Below are 16,755 nucleotides of genomic sequence, written 5' to 3'. Positions count from 1 at the left end.
TCAGTGCGCGGGCGCGGCCATCCCGTTGTGGCGCAGCAGCGCGTCGATCTGCGGTTCGCGGCCGCGGAACGCCTTGAACGAATCCATCGCCGGGCGGCTGCCGCCGACCTCGAGGATTTCGCGGCGATAGCGCGTGCCGGTGGCCGCGTCGAGCACGCTGCCGCTGGCCGCGGCGGCTTCCTCGAAGGCCGCGTACGCATCCGCCGACAGCACTTCCGCCCACTTGTAGCTGTAGTAGCCGGCCGCGTAGCCGCCCGCGAAGATGTGGCTGAACGTGTTCGACCAGCGCGAGAACGGCGCCTGCGGGATCACGTGGTAGCGCTCGTTGATCTCGCGTGCGAAGTCGTTCACGCCGACCGCGCCTGCCGGATCGAAATCGACGTGCAGCAGCATGTCGAACATCGAGAACACGATCTGCCGCAGCGTGCCGAGGCCGCTCTGGAAGTTCTTCGCGGCGATCATCTTGTCGAACAGCGCGCGGGGCAGCGTCGCGCCGGTGTCGACGTGCGACGACATCGACGACAGCACGTCCCATTCCCAGCAGAAGTTCTCCATGAACTGCGACGGCAGCTCGACCGCATCCCATTCGACGCCGTTGATGCCCGACACGCCGAGTTCGTCGACGCGCGTGAGCATGTGATGCAGGCCGTGGCCGAACTCGTGGAACAGCGTGATCACCTCGTCGTGCGTGAAGCACGCGGGCTTGCCGCCGATCGGCGCGGAGAAGTTGCAGGTCAGGTACGCAACCGGGGTCTGCACGCCGGCGCCGCGCTTCGCGCGCGAGCGCGCGTCGTCCATCCACGCGCCGCCGCGCTTGCCTTCGCGCGCGTACAGGTCGAGATAGAACTGCGCGACCAGCGAACCGTCACGGTTCTCGACGCGGAAGAAGCGCACGTCCTTGTGCCAGACCGGCGCGTCGTCGGGCTTGATCCGCACGCCGAACAGCGTCTCGGTGACGGTGAACAGGCCCTTCAGCACGGCCGGTTCCGGGAAGTACTGCTTGACCTCGTTTTCCGAGAACGCATAGCGCTGCTGGCGCAGCTTTTCGGCTGCGTACGCGACGTCCCACGGCGCGAGCTCGGCGAGGCCGAGCGTCTTCGCGAACGCGCGCAGCTCGTCCCAGTCCTTGTCTGCATGCGGGCGCGCGCGCTTGGCCAGATCCTCGAGGAAGGCGACGACCTGCTGCGGCGATTCGGCCATCTTCGGCGCGAGCGACACCTCGGCGAAATTGCGGTAGCCGAGCATCTGCGCTTCCTCGCGGCGCAGCTTCAGCTCGTCGGCGACGATCGCGGTGTTGTCCCATTCGGCCTTGCCGCCGCCGTACTGCGGGCCGAGCTCGGACGCGCGCGTCACGTAGGCGCGATACAGCGTCTCGCGCAGCGCGCGGTTGTCCGCGTACTGCAGCACCGGGAAGTACGACGGGAAGTGCAGCGTGAATTTCCAGCCGTCCTTGCCGTCCTTCTGCGCGGCTTCGCGGGCGGCTTCGATCGCGTCGTCGGGCAGGCCGGCCAGTTCAGCCGCGTCCTGCGCGATATACGCATAGGCGTTGGTCGCGTCGAGCACGTGGTCGGAGAACGACTTCGACAGCGCGGCCTGCTGCTCCTGCAGCTCGGCGAAGCGCGGCTTCCGGTCTTCCGGCAGCTCCGCGCCCGACAGGCGGAAATCGCGCAGCGCGTTGTCGAGGATCTTCTTGCGCTCGACGGACAGCGTCGCGTATTCGGCGCTCGCGGCGATCGCCTTGTATTTCTCGTACAGCGCGAGGTTCTGGCCGACGCTCGACCAGAACTCGGTCACGCGCGGCAGGTTCTCGCCGTACGCGGCGCGCAGCTCGGGCGTGTCGGCGACGGCATTCAGGTGGCCGACGACGCCCCACGCGCGGCCGAGCGGCTCCGTCGCGCGCTCGACCGTCTCGACCACATCGGCCCAGGTCGCCGGCGTCGCGCTCGCGCTCGCGGCATCGACCGCGCGGTTGGCGTCGTCGAGCAGCGTATCGAGCGCGGGGGTCACGTGTTCGGGGCGGATTTCGCCGAAGCGGGGCAGGCCGGAGAAGTCGAGGAGCGGGTTGGTGTTGGCGCTTGCGGACATAAGACTCCCTGTCTGTTGCCGGATGTACCGGGATGATGGGGGCAGGGCGCGGCAGCGCCCGATATCGACATTATTGGGGCGCAACGCGCGCTTTCCAATCGATAGTTTCTAACGGCTTGATTGACGCGGGGTCGGGCGCGCGCCGGGCGGGCGGCTTGGGAGAGCGCCGGCGCGGCTGGGCGCGCCGGCGGGAGACAGCGGAATGCGTGGGGTCAGGCGGCCGCGGCGGCGCGCTCGGCGGCTTCGATCGTGTTGATCAGCAGCATCGTGATGGTCATCGGGCCGACGCCGCCCGGCACCGGCGTGATGTGGCCGGCGACTTCCTTCACGCCCGCGAAATCGACGTCGCCGCACAGCTTGCCGGCGTCGTCGCGGTTCATGCCGACGTCGATCACGGTCGCGCCGGGCTTCACCATGTCGGCGGTGAGGATGTTGCGCTTGCCGACCGCGGCGACGACGATGTCGGCCTGCCGCGTGTGCGCGGCGAGGTCGCGCGTCTTGCTGTGGCAGATCGTGACGGTCGCGCCCGCTTCGAGCAGCAGCATGGCCATCGGCTTGCCGACGATGTTCGAGCGGCCGATCACGACCGCGTTCGCGCCCTGCAGCGGGATGTCGTGGGCGTCGAACATCTTCATCACGCCATACGGCGTGCACGGGCGGAACAGCGGCTTGCCGGTCATCAGCGCGCCCGCGTTCGCGACGTGGAAGCCGTCGACGTCCTTCTCCGGGGCGATCGCCTCGAGCACCTTGTGGCTGTCGATGTGCTTCGGCAGCGGCAGCTGCACGAGAATCCCGTGGATCTTCGGGTCGCGATTCAGTTCGTCGATGCGCGCGAGCAGGTCGGCCTCCGACAGCGATGCCGGATACGCGTCCTTCAGCGAGAAGAAGCCGTTGTCCTCGCACGCCTTGATCTTGTTGCGCACGTAGACTTCGCTCGCCGGGTTGTCGCCGACGAGGATCACCGCGAGGCCGGGCTGGTGGCCGCGGGCGGTCAGCGCGGCGGCGCGCTCGGCGGCCTGGGCGCGCAGGGTCTTCGAAAGGGCGTTGCCGTCGATGAGGAGGGCTGTCATGGTGGTGGGTTTTGCCGGGAAGTTGGAATGCGGGCGTGCGGCGCGTGGGGTGCGCCGCAGCAAAGCACGGAATTATACCGTCCGCCTGCCGTCGTCCGACAGCGAATGCGCGGGAAGCGTCATCGGCGCGGCCGGCGGCGTGCCGGCCACGACCGAGACGGGCCGCCCCGCGCCCGCGTCGCGCGGGGTGGGGCGGGGCACGGGCCCGGCAGGTTTACCGGGCCGCGCGGGCGCTTACGCCTGCTTCTTCGACAGCGCGAGGCGCAGCAGGTCGGCCACCGTGTTGACGTTGAGCTTTTCCATGATGTTCGCGCGGTGCGCCTCGACCGTCTTGATGCTGATGCCGAGATCGTCGGCGATCTGCTTGTTCAGGCGGCCGGCGATGATGCGCTCGAGCACCTGCTGCTCGCGCGCGGTCAGCTTCGACAGGCGCTCGCTCGCGGCGCGCTGTTCGAGGACGCTCTTGCTCTCGCTTCGGGCCTTGTCGAGCATCCGCTCGACGAGCTTGCGCAACTCCGCCTCGTCGAACGGCTTCTCGATAAAGTCCATCGCACCCTTTTTCATCGTCGACACGGCCATCGGCACGTCGCCGTGACCGGTGACGAAGATGATCGGCAGCGCGGCGTTGTCGGCGATCAGGCGTTCCTGCAGTTCGAGGCCGCTCATCCCGGACATCCGGACGTCGAGGATCAGGCACGCGATCTGGCCGGCCTGCTGCGCCGGCTGGTACGCATCGAGGAACTGCTCGGCGCTCGAGAAGCATTGCACGCGATAGCCGTTCGCCTCCAGCAGCCAGCGCAGCGAGTCGCGCACGGCCTCGTCATCGTCAACGACAAAGACGGTTTCCTGAGTGGTGGTGACAGGGCTATTCATAGTTCTCCCGTAACGGTGTGTGATGCCGATGCCTCTGCCCCCCCTCGGGCGAGATCAGCGGGTTCCCCAATGGGCAGGCTGCAGTGGAACGTCGCGCCGGAGATGCGGCCATCCGCCTCGACGTTGTTGACCACCCACAGACGCCCGCGATGCGATTCGATGATCGAGCGGCAAATGTTCAACCCCATGCCCATTCCGTCGGACTTGGTGCTGTAGAACGGCTCGAACAGGCGTTCGGCGGTCGCTTCGTCGACGCCCGGACCCTGGTCGATCACGCGGATGTCGACGAAGCCCGCCTCCAGATCGGCGATGACGCGGATCACGCCGTCGGCCGATGCCGGCTTCACGTCGGCCATCGCTTCGGCCGCGTTCTTCATCAGGTTCACGAGCACCTGCTCGATCAGCACGGGGTCGACATAAATAATAGGCATTCTTGCGAGGATTTCCGTGACGATCCGGATCCTGCGCTTCCTGGCCTCGATTTCGGCGAGCCCGACCGCGTCCGCGACGATGTCCGCGACCCGCGCCGGCTGGCGCTTCGGTTCGCTGCGCTTCACGAATTCGCGGATCCGCTTGACGATCATCCCGGCGCGCAGCGCCTGCTGCGCGGTTTTCTCCAGCGCGGGCGCCAGCATTTCGTTGGTCGCGCGGCCGCTCTTGACCATTGCAAGCGTGCCCGAGCAGTAGTTGTTGATCGCGGCGAGCGGCTGGTTCAATTCGTGAGCAATCGACGACGCCATTTCGCCCATCGTCATCAATCGGCTCGTGAACTGCAGCTTCTCTTCCTGCTGGTGTGCGAGTTCCTGCGCCTTCTTGCGGGTCGTGATGTCGGTCGCGATCTGCATCTGCGCAAGGTGGCCGTCGACCCACTGGATGTACTGGCGGCGCACCTCGAACCACTTCTGGATGCTCTCGACGTAGACTTCCTGCGCGTCCGCGGTGCTGCCCGTCAGCGCGGCGGCGGGCAGGCCCGCGAACGTGTCGACCATGTCGATCGAGTCGGACGACGCCTGCGCGCGGTCGAAGCCGCCGCCCGACAGCTCGAGGTGGCCGTCCGGGCGGATGCCGAACAGATGGCGGTAGTAGCGGTTCGCGAACAGCAGCTCGGCTTCGTCGGCGGCGAGCACCGATACCGCGGCGTCGAGGCTCTCGAGCACCGTGGTGAAGCGCTCGTGCGCGGCGGCGAGCTCCTCGCGCGCGCGCTTCGGCTCGGTGATGTCGGTCATCGACGACATCCAGCCGGTCTGGCGGCCGGCGCTGTCGATCAGCGGCGACACGTACAGCCGCGCATGGAACAGCGTGCCGTTCTTGCGCCGCACGCGCAGCTCGAAGCCCGAGCTCGGCGCCTTGCCGCGCAGCGTCATGTCGAGCTGGCGCTGCATCTCGGGGTAGGAGTCGCGCGGCCAGTACGGGAACGGCGCGACCTTGCCGACGAGGTCGCTCTCGTCCCAGCCGGTCATCCGGCAGAACGCCGGGTTCACGTGCGTGATGCGGCCGTGCATGTCGAGCACGCGCATGCCGATCAGCACCGAATTCTCCATCGCGCGGCGGAAGAACGCCTCCGCGTACAGCGCCTGCTGCGCCTCGAAGCGCTGGCGCGTGTGCTTCCACAGGCTCCAGAGGCTCCACAGCACGAAGCACGACAGCCCCGCGACGAGCCAGACGAGCGTATTGTTGGTGAGGTTGGTGAGCTGCGGGAACGCGTAGACGCGCACGGTCAGGCCCTGGCCGGGCGGGTCGAGCGGCAGGTCGTAGTGCGAGTCGCGCGGCAGGCGCGGGCGCGACGACGTCGACGACAGCTCGCGGTTGTTCGCGTCGGTGATCGAGATCTTGTATTTCGACGACAGTTCCTGCGGGATGTCGTGCTTCAGGATCCCTTCGACCGAGAACACGGCGGCGAGCGAGCCGAGGTATTCGCGGTCGCCGCGCATCACGGGCGTCTGCAGCGTGATGTAGCCGTTGCCGAAGTCGTCGTAGACGATCGGGGCGTACGCCTGGCGGCGCGAGTTGCGCGCCTCGTCGTACGCGCCACGCACCGCGTCCTGCATCTGCGCGTCGCCGGGCCGCGCGAGCCGCTGGCCGAGCAGCGGCGGATGCACGGCCGGCCAGCGCTGCGTGCCGGGCGACGTGTACCAGTTGAGATAGAGGATCTCGGGATGCGTCTGCATCACATCCGCGACCGCCATCTGGAAGCCGTTCTGGTCGAGACGGCCGGACGCGAGATCGCGCGACAGTGCCTGGAGCTGTTCCTGCGCGCCGGTCATCGACAGGCGGATCTGCTGCTGCGCCCACGCGACGTTGCGGAACAGCGTGTCTTCCTGCTGCTGCTGCTCGCGGCGGTTGAGGCTCCACAGGATCAGGCTCATCACCACGAGGAAGACGAGGATCGACAGGAGCGGCGTGAGCAAATAGGAATTGGACCACCACGGTCCGTGGTGCCAACGGGACGGCTGCGATTCCGCCGGCGGGCCCGACGGTCGCGCCGAGCGTGCGAAAAGCCGGTCGGTCAACATGCGAGGATTGTAGCGCAGCACTATTGATGGAAAACCTATACCGGATATGTTGAACCGAAACGGATTTACCGCGCGGTGACGCGCCCGGGAGCCCCGCAGCAAGGGTGCAGCGCAGCAATATTCCGTATTACGAGAAAAGATCTCACAATTCGAAAATTTTGTTGCGCGCCGCCGCGAGGCCTCATTACAATCCGCTGGAGCTTGCCCGCAGCCGGTCGCGTCGCGTCGTCTGCACGAAGAGCGATCCTCACATTTCCGGACCAGGAGACGAGAATGTCCGCTGTACCTAACGAAGTGATGAAGTATGTCGCCGCCGAGCGTGACGACGATCCGCAGGAAACCGTCGAATGGCTCGAGGCGCTCGACGGCGTGATCTCCTCCGTCGGCACCGGTCGTGCGCACTACCTGATCGAGAAGCAGATCGAATTCGCGCGCGTGCGCGGCGAGCACCTGCCGTTCTCGGCCACCACCCCGTACATCAACACGATTCCGGTCGGCGCGCAGGCGAAGATCCCCGGCGACCAGGAAATCGAGCACAAGATCCGTTCGTACACCCGCTGGAACGCGCTCGCGATGGTGCTGCGCGCGGGCAAGGACACCAACGTCGGCGGCCACATCGCGTCGTTCGCGTCGGCCGCGACGCTCTATGACGTCGGCTACAACCATTTCTGGCACGCGCCGTCCGAGAACCACGGCGGCGATCTCGTGTTCGTGCAGGGCCACTCGTCGCCGGGCGTGTACTCGCGCGCGTTCCTGCTCGGCCGCCTGAAGGAAGAGCAGCTCGACAACTTCCGCCAGGAAGTCGGCGGCAACGGCATCTCGTCGTATCCGCACCCGTGGCTGATGCCGGACTTCTGGCAGTTCCCGACCGTGTCGATGGGCCTCGGCCCGATCATGGCGATCTACCAGGCGCGCTTCATGAAGTACCTGCAGGCGCGCGGCATCGCGAAGACGGACGGCCGCAAGGTGTGGGCGTTCCTCGGCGACGGCGAGACGGACGAGCCGGAATCGCTCGGCGCGATCGGCATGGCGAGCCGCGAGAAGCTCGACAACCTCGTGTTCGTGATCAACTGCAACCTGCAGCGTCTGGACGGCCCGGTGCGCGGCAACGGCAAGATCATCCAGGAACTGGAATCGGAATTCCGCGGCGCCGGCTGGAACGTGATCAAGGTGATCTGGGGCAGCCGCTGGGATGCGCTGTTCGCGCGCGACAAGACGGGCGTGCTGATGCGCCGCATGATGGAAGTCGTCGACGGCGAGTACCAGACCTACAAGTCGGAATCGGGCGCGTTCGTCCGTGAGCACTTCTTCAACACGCCGGAACTGAAGGCGCTGGTCGCCGACTGGTCCGACGACGACATCTGGGCGCTGAACCGCGGCGGCCACGATCCGCACAAGATCTACGCGGCATTCCACGAAGCCAGCAACTCGCAGGGCGCGCCGACCGTCATTCTCGCGAAGACCATCAAGGGCTACGGGATGGGCGAGTCGGGCCAGGCGATGAACATCACGCACCAGCAGAAGAAGCTGCCGGTCGAGCAACTGAAGAAGTTCCGCGACCAGTTCCGCCTGCCGATCACCGACGAGCAGATCGCCGACGTGCCGTACATCAAGTTCGAGGAAGGCTCGAAGGAGCTCGAATACATGCGCAAGCAGCGCATGGACCTCGGCGGCTACCTGCCGCAGCGCCGCGAGAAGGCGACGTCGCTGCCGGTGCCGGCGCTCGACGCGTTCGAGCCGCTCCTGAAGGGCACGGGCGAAGGCCGCGAGATCTCGACGACGATGGCGTTCGTGCGAATCCTGAACATCCTGCTGAAGGACAAGGCGCTCGGCAAGCGCGTCGTGCCGATCGTCCCGGACGAGTCGCGCACGTTCGGCATGGAAGGCCTGTTCCGCCAGATCGGCATCTGGAACCAGCAGGGCCAGAAGTACGTGCCGGAAGATTCCGACCAGCTGATGTTCTACAAGGAATCGGAAACCGGCCAGATCCTGCAGGAAGGCATCAACGAAGCGGGCGGCATGTGCGACTGGATCGCGGCGGCGACGTCGTACTCGACGCACGGCGAGATCATGGTGCCGTTCTACATCTTCTACTCGATGTTCGGCTTCCAGCGCATCGGCGATCTGGCATGGGCCGCGGGCGACATGCGCTCGCGCGGCTTCCTGCTGGGCGGCACCGCGGGCCGCACGACGCTGAACGGCGAAGGCCTGCAGCACGAAGACGGCCACTCGCTCCTGTGGGCGGCATCGGTGCCGAACTGCGTGAGCTACGACCCGACCTTCGGCTACGAACTCGCGGTCATCATCCAGGACGGCCTGCGCCGCATGGTGCAGGACCAGGAAGACGTGTACTACTACATCACGGTGATGAACGAGAACTACGAGCACCCGGCGATTCCGCAGGGCGAGCACGTGGCGGCCGACATCATCAAGGGCATGTACGCGTTCAAGAAGGCCGACGCCGACAAGAAGGCGCCGCGCGTGCAGCTGCTGGGCGCGGGCACGATCTTCAACGAAGTGATCGCCGCCGCCGACCTGCTGAAGAACGACTGGGGCGTCGCCGCCGACCTGTGGAGCGTGCCGAGCTTCACCGAGCTCGCGCGCGAAGGCCATCAGGTCGAGCGCTGGAACCTGCTCCATCCGACCGAGGAGCGCCGCCTGTCGCACGTGCAGAAGTGCCTGAAGGACACGCAGGGCCCGGTCATCGCATCGACCGACTACGTGCGCGCGCTGGTCGACCAGATCCGCGGCCAGATCGATCGCCGCTTCGTCGTGCTGGGCACCGACGGCTACGGCCGCTCGGACACCCGCGAGAACCTGCGTCACTTCTTCGAGGTCGACCGCTATTGGGTCACGGTCGCGGCGCTCAACGCGCTCGCGGACGAAGGCACGATCGAGCGCAAGGTCGTCGCCGACGCGATCGCCAAGTACAACCTCGATCCGTCCAAGCCCAACCCGATGACGGTTTAACGCACACGCGCCGTGTGATGCCGCGCGCCGCCTCCGGGAGGGGCGCGCGCGGCTTTGGAGACACAAAAAGATGAGTCAAGCGATCGAAGTGAAGGTGCCGGATATCGGCGATTACAAGGACGTGCCCGTCATCGAAGTGCTCGTGAAGGCGGGCGACACGGTCGAGCCCGAGCAGTCGCTCGTCACGCTCGAATCGGACAAGGCGACGATGGACGTGCCGAGCCCGTCGGGCGGCACGGTCAAGGAAGTGAAGGTCAAGGTCGGCGACTCGGTGTCGGAAGGCACGCTGATCATCCTGCTCGAAGGCGGCGCCGCGGCGCAGCCGAACGGCGCGGCCGCGCCTGCCGCCGCACCGGCGGCGGCTGCGCCCGCAGCGGCGCCGGCTCCGGCCGCGGCGCCCGCGGCAGCCGGCGGCGGCACGCTCGAGGTGAAGGTGCCTGACATCGGCGACTACAAGGACGTGCCGGTGATCGAGATCGGCGTGAAGGTCGGCGACACGGTCGAGAAGGAACAGTCGCTTGTCACGCTCGAGTCGGACAAGGCGACGATGGACGTGCCGAGCCCGGCCGCCGGCGTCGTGAAGGACATCAAGGTGAAGGTCGGTGATGCCGTGTCCGAAGGGACGCTGATCGTGCTGCTCGAAGCTGCTGGTGCACCTGCAGCCGCCGCGCCGCAGGCCAGCGCACCGGCGCCCGCTGCCGCTCCGGCCCCGGCCGCCGCGGCGCCCGCGCCGCAGGCAGCGCCGGCTCCGGTCGCAGCACCTGCTGCCGCGCCGTCCGGCGAATACCGCGCGAGCCACGCATCGCCGTCCGTGCGCAAGTTCGCGCGCGAGCTCGGCGTCGACGTGTCGCGCGTCGGCGGCAGCGGCCCGAAGGGCCGCATCACGAAGGAAGACGTCACGAGCTTCGTGAAGGGCGTGATGACGGGCCAGCGTGCGGCGCCGGCTGCAGCAGCCGCGCCGGCCGGCGGCGGCGAGCTGAACCTGCTGCCGTGGCCGAAGGTCGATTTCGCGAAGTTCGGCCCGTTCGAGGCGAAGCCGCTGTCGCGGATCAAGAAGATCTCGGGCGCGAACCTGCATCGCAACTGGGTGATGATCCCGCACGTCACGAACAACGACGAAGCGGACATCACCGAGCTCGAAGCGCTGCGCGTGCAACTGAACAAGGAGCACGAGAAGGCGGGCGTGAAGTTCACGATGCTCGCGTTCGTGATCAAGGCGGTCGTGTCGGCGCTGAAGAAGTTCCCGACCTTCAACGCGAGCCTCGACGGCGATAACCTGGTGTTCAAGCAGTACTACCACATCGGTTTCGCCGCGGACACGCCGAACGGCCTCGTCGTGCCGGTGATCCGCGATGCGGACAAGAAGGGCCTCGTCGACATCGCGAAGGAAATGAGCGACCTGTCGAAGGCCGCGCGCGAAGGCAAGCTGAAGCCGGACCAGATGCAGGGCGGCTGCTTCTCGATCTCGTCGCTCGGCGGGATCGGCGGCACCAACTTCACGCCGATCATCAACGCGCCGGAAGTGGCGATCCTCGGCCTGTCGCGCGGCCAGATGAAGCCGGTGTGGGACGGCAAGCAGTTCGTGCCGCGCCTCACGCTGCCGCTGTCGCTGTCGTATGACCATCGCGTGATCGATGGCGCGGAAGCCGCGCGGTTCAATGCGTATCTCGCCGCGATTCTGGGCGACTTCCGTCGCGTGATTCTTTGACGAGCGGTGGGGCTCGCGGGGGTGTGGGTCTTGTGTCGGTTGGCCACGCCTCGTCGTTGAACCTGTTTTGCTAACGGTCTATTGGCGTCGCCCCTGCGCGGGGCGGCGGTCACTTTTCTTTGTCTTCCAAAGAAAAGTAACCAAAAGAAAGGCGCGTCCTTGGGCGGACGGCAAAGGTGGTCCTGCCCATGTCCCCGTTCTCCAGTCAAGCCGTAGTCAGGTTCATCTCGCGGGTTTCCCTCCGTCTGTCAGCAGCTAAACAAGAAGGGGACGTACATGAGTCTCATCGAAGTCAAGGTTCCGGATATCGGCGATTTCAGCGGCGTCGAAGTCATCGAAATCAACGTCCAGCCGGGCGACGCGATCGAAAAAGAGCAGACGCTCATCACGCTCGAATCGGACAAGGCATCCATGGAAGTGCCGAGCGACATCGCCGGCACCGTGAAGGAAATCAAGGTCAAGGCCGGCGACAAGGTCTCGCAGGGCACGGTGATCGCGCTCGTCGAAGCAGCAGGCGCCGCCGCACCCGCGAAGCCCGCCGAACCGGCGAAGCCGGCCGCGGCTGCGCCCGCCGCCGCGCCGGCCCCGGCGCCGCAAGCAGGCAGCTTCGGCGGCACGGCCGACATCGAGTGCGACATGCTCGTGCTCGGCGCCGGCCCCGGCGGTTACTCGGCCGCGTTCCGCGCAGCCGACCTCGGCATGAAGACGGTGCTCGTCGAACGCTATTCGACGCTCGGCGGCGTGTGCCTGAACGTCGGCTGCATCCCGTCGAAGGCGCTCCTGCATACCGCGCTCGTCGTCGAAGAGGCGGAAGCGCTCGCCGCGCACGGCATCACGTTCGGCAAGCCCGAAGTCAACCTCGACAAGCTGCGCGACTTCAAGTCCGGCGTCGTCAAGAAGCTGACGACGGGCCTCGCCGGCATGGCGAAGGCGCGCAAGGTCGAAGTCGTGACGGGCGTCGGCACGTTCGTCGATCCGCATCACATGGAAGTGCAGGGCGAGGGCGGCAAGAAGGTCGTCAGGTTCAAGCAGGCAATCATCGCGGCCGGCTCGCAATCGGTGAAGCTGCCGTTCCTGCCGGACGACCCGCGCATCGTCGATTCGACCGGCGCGCTCGAGCTGCGCCAGCAGCCGAAGCGGATGCTCGTGATCGGCGGCGGCATCATCGGCCTCGAAATGGCGACGGTCTACTCGACGCTCGGCGCCGAGATCGACGTCGTCGAAATGCTCGACGTCCTGATGAACGGCGCGGACCGCGATCTCGTCAAGGTCTGGGAGAAGTACAACGCGAAGCGCTTCGGCAACGTGATGCTGAAGACCAAGACGGTCGGCGCGGAAGCGAAGGAAGACGGCATCTACGTGAAGTTCGAGGGCGAGAAGGCGCCGGCGGAACCGCAGCGCTACGACCTCGTGCTGGTCGCGGTCGGCCGCAGCCCGAACGGCAAGAAGATCGGCGCCGACAAGGCCGGCGTCGCCGTCACGGACCGCGGCTTCATCGAAGTCGACAAGCAGATGCGCACGAACGTCCCGCACATCTTCGCGATCGGCGACATCGTCGGCCAGCCGATGCTCGCGCACAAGGCCGTGCACGAAGGCCACGTCGCGGCGGAAGCGGCGCACGGCGAGAAGGCGTACTTCGACGCGCTGCAGATCCCGTCGGTGGCCTACACCGATCCGGAAGTGGCGTGGGCCGGCAAGACGGAAGAGCAGTGCAAGGCCGAAGGCATCAAGTACGGCAAGGCCGTGTTCCCGTGGGCCGCGTCGGGCCGCGCGATCGCGAACGGCCGCGACGAAGGCTTCACGAAGCTGATCTTCGACGAGGAAACCCATCGCGTGATCGGCGGCGGCATCGTCGGCCTGAACGCGGGCGACCTGATCAGCGAAGTGTGCCTGGCCGTCGAGATGGGCGCGGACGCCGAGGACATCGGCAAGACGATCCATCCGCACCCGACGCTCGGCGAATCGGTCGGCATGGCGGCCGAACTGTACGAAGGCGTCTGCACGGACCTGCCGCCGCAGCGCAAGAAGTAACGCGCCGCAGCAGCCATGGCCGGCGGTCCGCGCCGGCCATGAACAACGCCGCTTTCCGGGGCACCGGGAAGCGGCGTTGCTTTTTGTGCGCGACGGCGTGGAAGCAGGGCCGTGCGCCACGGCCGGCTATCGGTTATCGCACCCCAAAAAGAAAAAGCCGCGCTGGGCGCGGCTTTTCGGGAGCGACGGACGCTTACGCGGCCGGCTTGCTCGAACGGCGCGAAGCCGCTGCGCTGGCAGCCTTCGTCGCGACGGCGGCGGCGGCGTTGAAGTTCGTTTCGGCGATCTCGACTGCTTGCTTGGCAGCCTTCTGCACCGTTTCGTACGTCGTGTTCGCGGCGTTCAGCGCCGACTTCAGCGCGGCGACAGCCGTTTCCGAACCGGCCGGCGCGTTCTTCGCGACGTTGTCGACGAGGGCCTGGACCTTCTTGTTCTGCTCTTCGAACTGCGCTTCCGCGACCTTCGCGAACTCGGCTTGCGTCGCCGATGCGATTTCGTACACGTGACGGCCGTACGACAGCACCTTTTCCGCGACCGGCTGCGCGAGGCTCGTCTGCAGCGCGATCAGTTCCTGCGCATCCTTCACCGACAGCAGGCGCTGGGCGTTTTCTTGCGATTCCGCGAGCGTCGACTTCACGACTTGCAGGTTGAGTTCGATCAGCTTTTCGACGCCTTCGAATGCCTTGGTCGTCAGACCGAACAGGCTCTCGAGGTTGGCTTTCTGTGCGGCGGCGATTTGCTCCGGGGTCAGCAAGGACATGTCATGCTCCTGAAAAGCGATCGCGTCGATCGCAAGGATAAAGGGCACTACGCAGGGGAACTTCGGATGCGCGTGCTTTGTGCAACGCAGCAATGGAACCTATTTTAGGGCAGAACAAGCCGATGTCAAGCATTTTTTGTGCGATGCACAATGCCGACAATTTATCGACAAAACAACGGGTTAGTTGAGCTTTTCGGAAACGGTTTCAGTGGCTGTCCCACATGTTGCGCAGGGCCGCCCGGCGCATGCGGCGCACCAACATCGCGCACAAGTAAACCTGACAGGGGGGTGGAACGTTGTGATCATGTTCTTGTCGAAAAGCGCGCCGTTCCGACGCGACTGCGGCGATGTGCCTTCGCCGTGACGCGGAACGCGCGCCGCAGCCGCTCCGAGCGCCGGATACGTAGTTTCCCCGCTTTAAATCGCCCTGAAAGTGACGTTATCTCAATTAACCGCGTGGTAATCGGGAGACGAGCACTGTGGGGCTGTGCCTCCGTCATGATTTTTTTCGATGGGGGCAGGGGAGTCGATCGAGCTAATGTTCGGCGACGCTTACAATCCGGTTTAAAGACGATCGGTAAGTGCCTAATATTGCTTATTTTTTCAGCCTTAACTACACTTGCGGAAACCTCCCCCGCTTTGTCCAGACCCCAATGAAAGCCGAATCGTTTTCACCGCGCAGAATGTTGCAGAGCATGGCGCTCGGCACAGCGGTGTCGGTTGCCGTCGCCTTGTTCGCGGCCACCGCCACCGTTGCGCCCGCTGACGCCTTTGCCGCCACTGCGAAGTCCCAACAAGCCGCCAAGAAGAAAGCGACTGCTTCGTCGTCCGCGAAGAAGTCGGTGAAATCGGCGTCCGCCAACGCCGAGGCGCCGCGTGCCAAGTCCGCGCGCAAGCGCGCGACGCTCGCCGCGAACGTGCGCGGCCACCATGGCGCCGTGCGCCGGGTCGCGTTCCAGCCGCGCCAGCCGTCTGTCGGCCAGGCATTCGGCCTGCACGACACGCCCGATGCGCTCGCGCTGCGTTCGAGCGTCGCATATGTCGTCGACCAGAACACCGGCGAGCCGCTGTTCGACAAGAATTCGCATGCCGTCGTGCCGATCGCGTCGATCACCAAGCTGATGACGGCGATGGTCGTGCTCGACTCGAAGCTGCCGCTGACCGACCAGATCGAAGTCACCGACGAAGACCGCGACTACGAGAAGGGCACGGGCTCGCGCCTGTCGGTCGGCTCGGTGCTGTCGCGCGAGGACATGCTGCACATCGCGCTGATGGCGTCGGAGAACCGCGCGGCGGCGTCGATGTCGCGCTACTACCCGGGCGGCCGTCCGGCGTTCATCGCGGCGATGAACGCGAAGGCGAAGACGCTCGGCATGACCGACACGCACTTCGAGAATTCGACCGGGCTGTCGAGCCAGAACGTGTCGAGCGCGCGCGACCTCGTGAAGATGGTCAACGCGGCGTACCAGTATCCGATGATCCGCAAGTTCTCGACGGACCGCAGCTACGAGGTGTACACGGGCAAGCGGAACCTGGCCTACAACAGCACGAACGCGCTGATCCGCGGCAACAACACGTGGGACATCGGCCTGCAGAAGACCGGCTTCATCAACGAGGCGGGCGAATGCCTCGTGATGCAGGCGACGATCCACAACCGTCCGATGGTCATCGTGCTGCTCGATTCGTACGGCAAGTACTCGCGTTTCGCGGATGCCGCGCGGCTGCGCAACTGGCTCGACAACGGCGGCGGCGAGCGCCTGACGGCGGCCAACGCGCCGAACGGCGGCACCTGATCCGGTTCAGCGGCGGTGCGCCGTCGCCGGGCCGAAGTCAGCGCCCATGCCAACAAAAAGCCCCGCAATCGCGGGGCTTTTTTTCGTCCGGCGGATCGTGCCGCGGCGGCTCAGGCCTGGCGCTGCAGGCCGTCCAGTTCCTTCGTGTTCTCCGGCCGGTAGCCGAGCGATTCCGAAATCGTCAGCGCGGTGCGGCTCAGCTGGCCGAGCCACGCGTCCTGCAGCCGGTCGGCCGGCGCCGACAGCGACAGGCCCGCGACGAGCTTGCCCGAGTCGTCGTAGATGCCGGCCGCGATGCAGCGCACGCCGAGCTCAAGTTCCTCGTTGTCGCGCGCGCACGACTGCTGGCGCACGATCGTCAGCTCGCGCTCGAGTTTCGCGATGTCGGTGATGCTGTTCTGCGTGTGGCCCGCGAGCCCCGTGCGCGTCGCATACGCGCGCACCCGCGACGTCTCGTCGGCCGCGAGGAACAGCTTGCCGACCGACGTCAGGTGCAGCGGCGCGCGGCCGCCGATCGCGCGCACGACCTGCATCCCGGAGCGCTCCGAATACGCGCGCTCGATATAGACGATCTCGTCGCCCTGTCGCACCGACAGGTTCACGGTCTGCCCGGTGAGGCGATGCAGCTCGCGCATCGGCATCAGCGCCGCGTCGCGCACCGACAGGCGCGCCTTCACGAGGTTGCCGAGCTCGAGCAGCCGCATGCCGAGCCGGTACGTGCCCGGATCGGAGCGGTCGACGAGGCGGCAGGTCACCATGTCGTTGAGGATGCGGTGCGCGGTAGACGGGTGCAGCTCGGTGCGCTGCGCCAGCTCCTTCAGGCTCACGGGGTCGCTGTGCTCGGCGAGTGCATCCAGCAGCCTCATCATGCGTTCGATCACCTGGATCGACGTTTTGGAGTCCGGGGTCGGGTTGGTCATGTCGGGGGGAATCGGTTGATGCGGCAAGCGCT

Annotated in this window: 10 protein-coding genes; 4 read left to right on the top strand and 6 right to left on the bottom strand. The window is 66.3% G+C overall.

Annotated features, from left to right (window positions below):
- From HWY45_RS27420 to fixL, 4 genes are all read right to left on the bottom strand, one after another.
- Positions 1 to 2,085 (bottom strand): M3 family metallopeptidase, encoded by a 2,085-nt coding sequence (locus tag HWY45_RS27420; RefSeq protein WP_059878971.1) that lies wholly within the window; start codon positions 2,083 to 2,085, stop codon positions 1 to 3.
- 212 nt (positions 2,086 to 2,297) lie between these two features.
- Positions 2,298 to 3,155 carry a bifunctional methylenetetrahydrofolate dehydrogenase/methenyltetrahydrofolate cyclohydrolase FolD gene (gene folD, locus HWY45_RS27415; protein ID WP_059809719.1) on the bottom strand — a complete coding sequence of 286 codons (858 nt, stop codon included), beginning with the start codon at positions 3,153 to 3,155 and terminating at the stop codon, positions 2,298 to 2,300.
- A 234-nt stretch (positions 3,156 to 3,389) separates the two neighbouring features.
- Complete coding sequence (gene fixJ, locus HWY45_RS27410) at positions 3,390 to 4,028, bottom strand: oxygen response regulator transcription factor FixJ (RefSeq protein WP_026044611.1); 639 nt, start codon at positions 4,026 to 4,028, stop codon at positions 3,390 to 3,392.
- Positions 4,025 to 6,541 (bottom strand): oxygen sensor histidine kinase FixL, encoded by a 2,517-nt coding sequence (gene fixL, locus HWY45_RS27405; protein ID WP_059878974.1) that lies wholly within the window; start codon positions 6,539 to 6,541, stop codon positions 4,025 to 4,027. The genes fixJ and fixL overlap by 4 nt, the downstream gene beginning before the upstream one ends.
- A gap of 273 nt (positions 6,542 to 6,814) precedes the next feature.
- On the opposite strand from fixL, the gene aceE reads away from it, so the two are divergent.
- From aceE to lpdA, 3 genes are all read left to right on the top strand, one after another.
- On the top strand, positions 6,815 to 9,511 hold the full coding sequence (aceE, locus tag HWY45_RS27400; protein ID WP_059809715.1) for a pyruvate dehydrogenase (acetyl-transferring), homodimeric type: 2,697 nt from the start codon (positions 6,815 to 6,817) through the stop codon (positions 9,509 to 9,511).
- Positions 9,512 to 9,581: 70 nt separating this feature from the next.
- The gene (gene aceF / locus HWY45_RS27395) at positions 9,582 to 11,219 is read left to right on the top strand and encodes a dihydrolipoyllysine-residue acetyltransferase (protein ID WP_059878978.1); all 1,638 of its coding nucleotides are present in this window, start codon (positions 9,582 to 9,584) and stop codon (positions 11,217 to 11,219) included.
- A 276-nt stretch (positions 11,220 to 11,495) separates the two neighbouring features.
- Positions 11,496 to 13,250 carry a dihydrolipoyl dehydrogenase gene (gene lpdA, locus HWY45_RS27390; protein WP_059878980.1) on the top strand — a complete coding sequence of 585 codons (1,755 nt, stop codon included), beginning with the start codon at positions 11,496 to 11,498 and terminating at the stop codon, positions 13,248 to 13,250.
- A gap of 193 nt (positions 13,251 to 13,443) precedes the next feature.
- Here the strand turns inward: lpdA and HWY45_RS27385 are convergent, their stop codons facing one another.
- A complete protein-coding gene (locus tag HWY45_RS27385; protein ID WP_059878984.1) occupies positions 13,444 to 14,010 on the bottom strand; it encodes a phasin family protein in 567 nt (188 codons plus the stop codon).
- A gap of 653 nt (positions 14,011 to 14,663) precedes the next feature.
- On the opposite strand from HWY45_RS27385, the gene pbpG reads away from it, so the two are divergent.
- A complete protein-coding gene (pbpG, locus tag HWY45_RS27380; RefSeq protein ID WP_059567534.1) occupies positions 14,664 to 15,803 on the top strand; it encodes a D-alanyl-D-alanine endopeptidase in 1,140 nt (379 codons plus the stop codon).
- 110 nt (positions 15,804 to 15,913) lie between these two features.
- On the opposite strand, the gene HWY45_RS27375 is transcribed toward pbpG, so the two are convergent.
- Positions 15,914 to 16,723, bottom strand: coding sequence for an IclR family transcriptional regulator (locus tag HWY45_RS27375; RefSeq protein WP_059567532.1), 810 nt, complete (start codon positions 16,721 to 16,723; stop codon positions 15,914 to 15,916).
- Between the last annotated feature and the right edge of the window lie 32 nt (positions 16,724 to 16,755).

The sequence above is a fragment of the Burkholderia stagnalis genome (assembly GCF_902830275.1).
In the GTDB taxonomy this organism is placed as follows: domain Bacteria; phylum Pseudomonadota; class Gammaproteobacteria; order Burkholderiales; family Burkholderiaceae; genus Burkholderia; species Burkholderia stagnalis.
This window is presented reverse-complemented; position numbering and strand designations above follow the sequence as displayed.

What these genes read in the sequence shown, in the direction of transcription:
- HWY45_RS27420 (WP_059878971.1), bottom strand. Translation starts at nt 2,085, where the DNA reads ATGTCCGCAAGCGCCAACACCAACCCGCTCCTCGACTTCTCCGGCCTG.
- folD (WP_059809719.1), bottom strand. Translation starts at nt 3,155, where the DNA reads ATGACAGCCCTCCTCATCGACGGCAACGCCCTTTCGAAGACCCTGCGC.
- fixJ (WP_026044611.1), bottom strand. Translation starts at nt 4,028, where the DNA reads ATGAATAGCCCTGTCACCACCACTCAGGAAACCGTCTTTGTCGTTGAC.
- fixL (WP_059878974.1), bottom strand. Translation starts at nt 6,541, where the DNA reads ATGTTGACCGACCGGCTTTTCGCACGCTCGGCGCGACCGTCGGGCCCG.
- aceE (WP_059809715.1), top strand. Translation starts at nt 6,815, where the DNA reads ATGTCCGCTGTACCTAACGAAGTGATGAAGTATGTCGCCGCCGAGCGT.
- aceF (WP_059878978.1), top strand. Translation starts at nt 9,582, where the DNA reads ATGAGTCAAGCGATCGAAGTGAAGGTGCCGGATATCGGCGATTACAAG.
- lpdA (WP_059878980.1), top strand. Translation starts at nt 11,496, where the DNA reads ATGAGTCTCATCGAAGTCAAGGTTCCGGATATCGGCGATTTCAGCGGC.
- HWY45_RS27385 (WP_059878984.1), bottom strand. Translation starts at nt 14,010, where the DNA reads ATGTCCTTGCTGACCCCGGAGCAAATCGCCGCCGCACAGAAAGCCAAC.
- pbpG (WP_059567534.1), top strand. Translation starts at nt 14,664, where the DNA reads ATGAAAGCCGAATCGTTTTCACCGCGCAGAATGTTGCAGAGCATGGCG.
- HWY45_RS27375 (WP_059567532.1), bottom strand. Translation starts at nt 16,723, where the DNA reads ATGACCAACCCGACCCCGGACTCCAAAACGTCGATCCAGGTGATCGAA.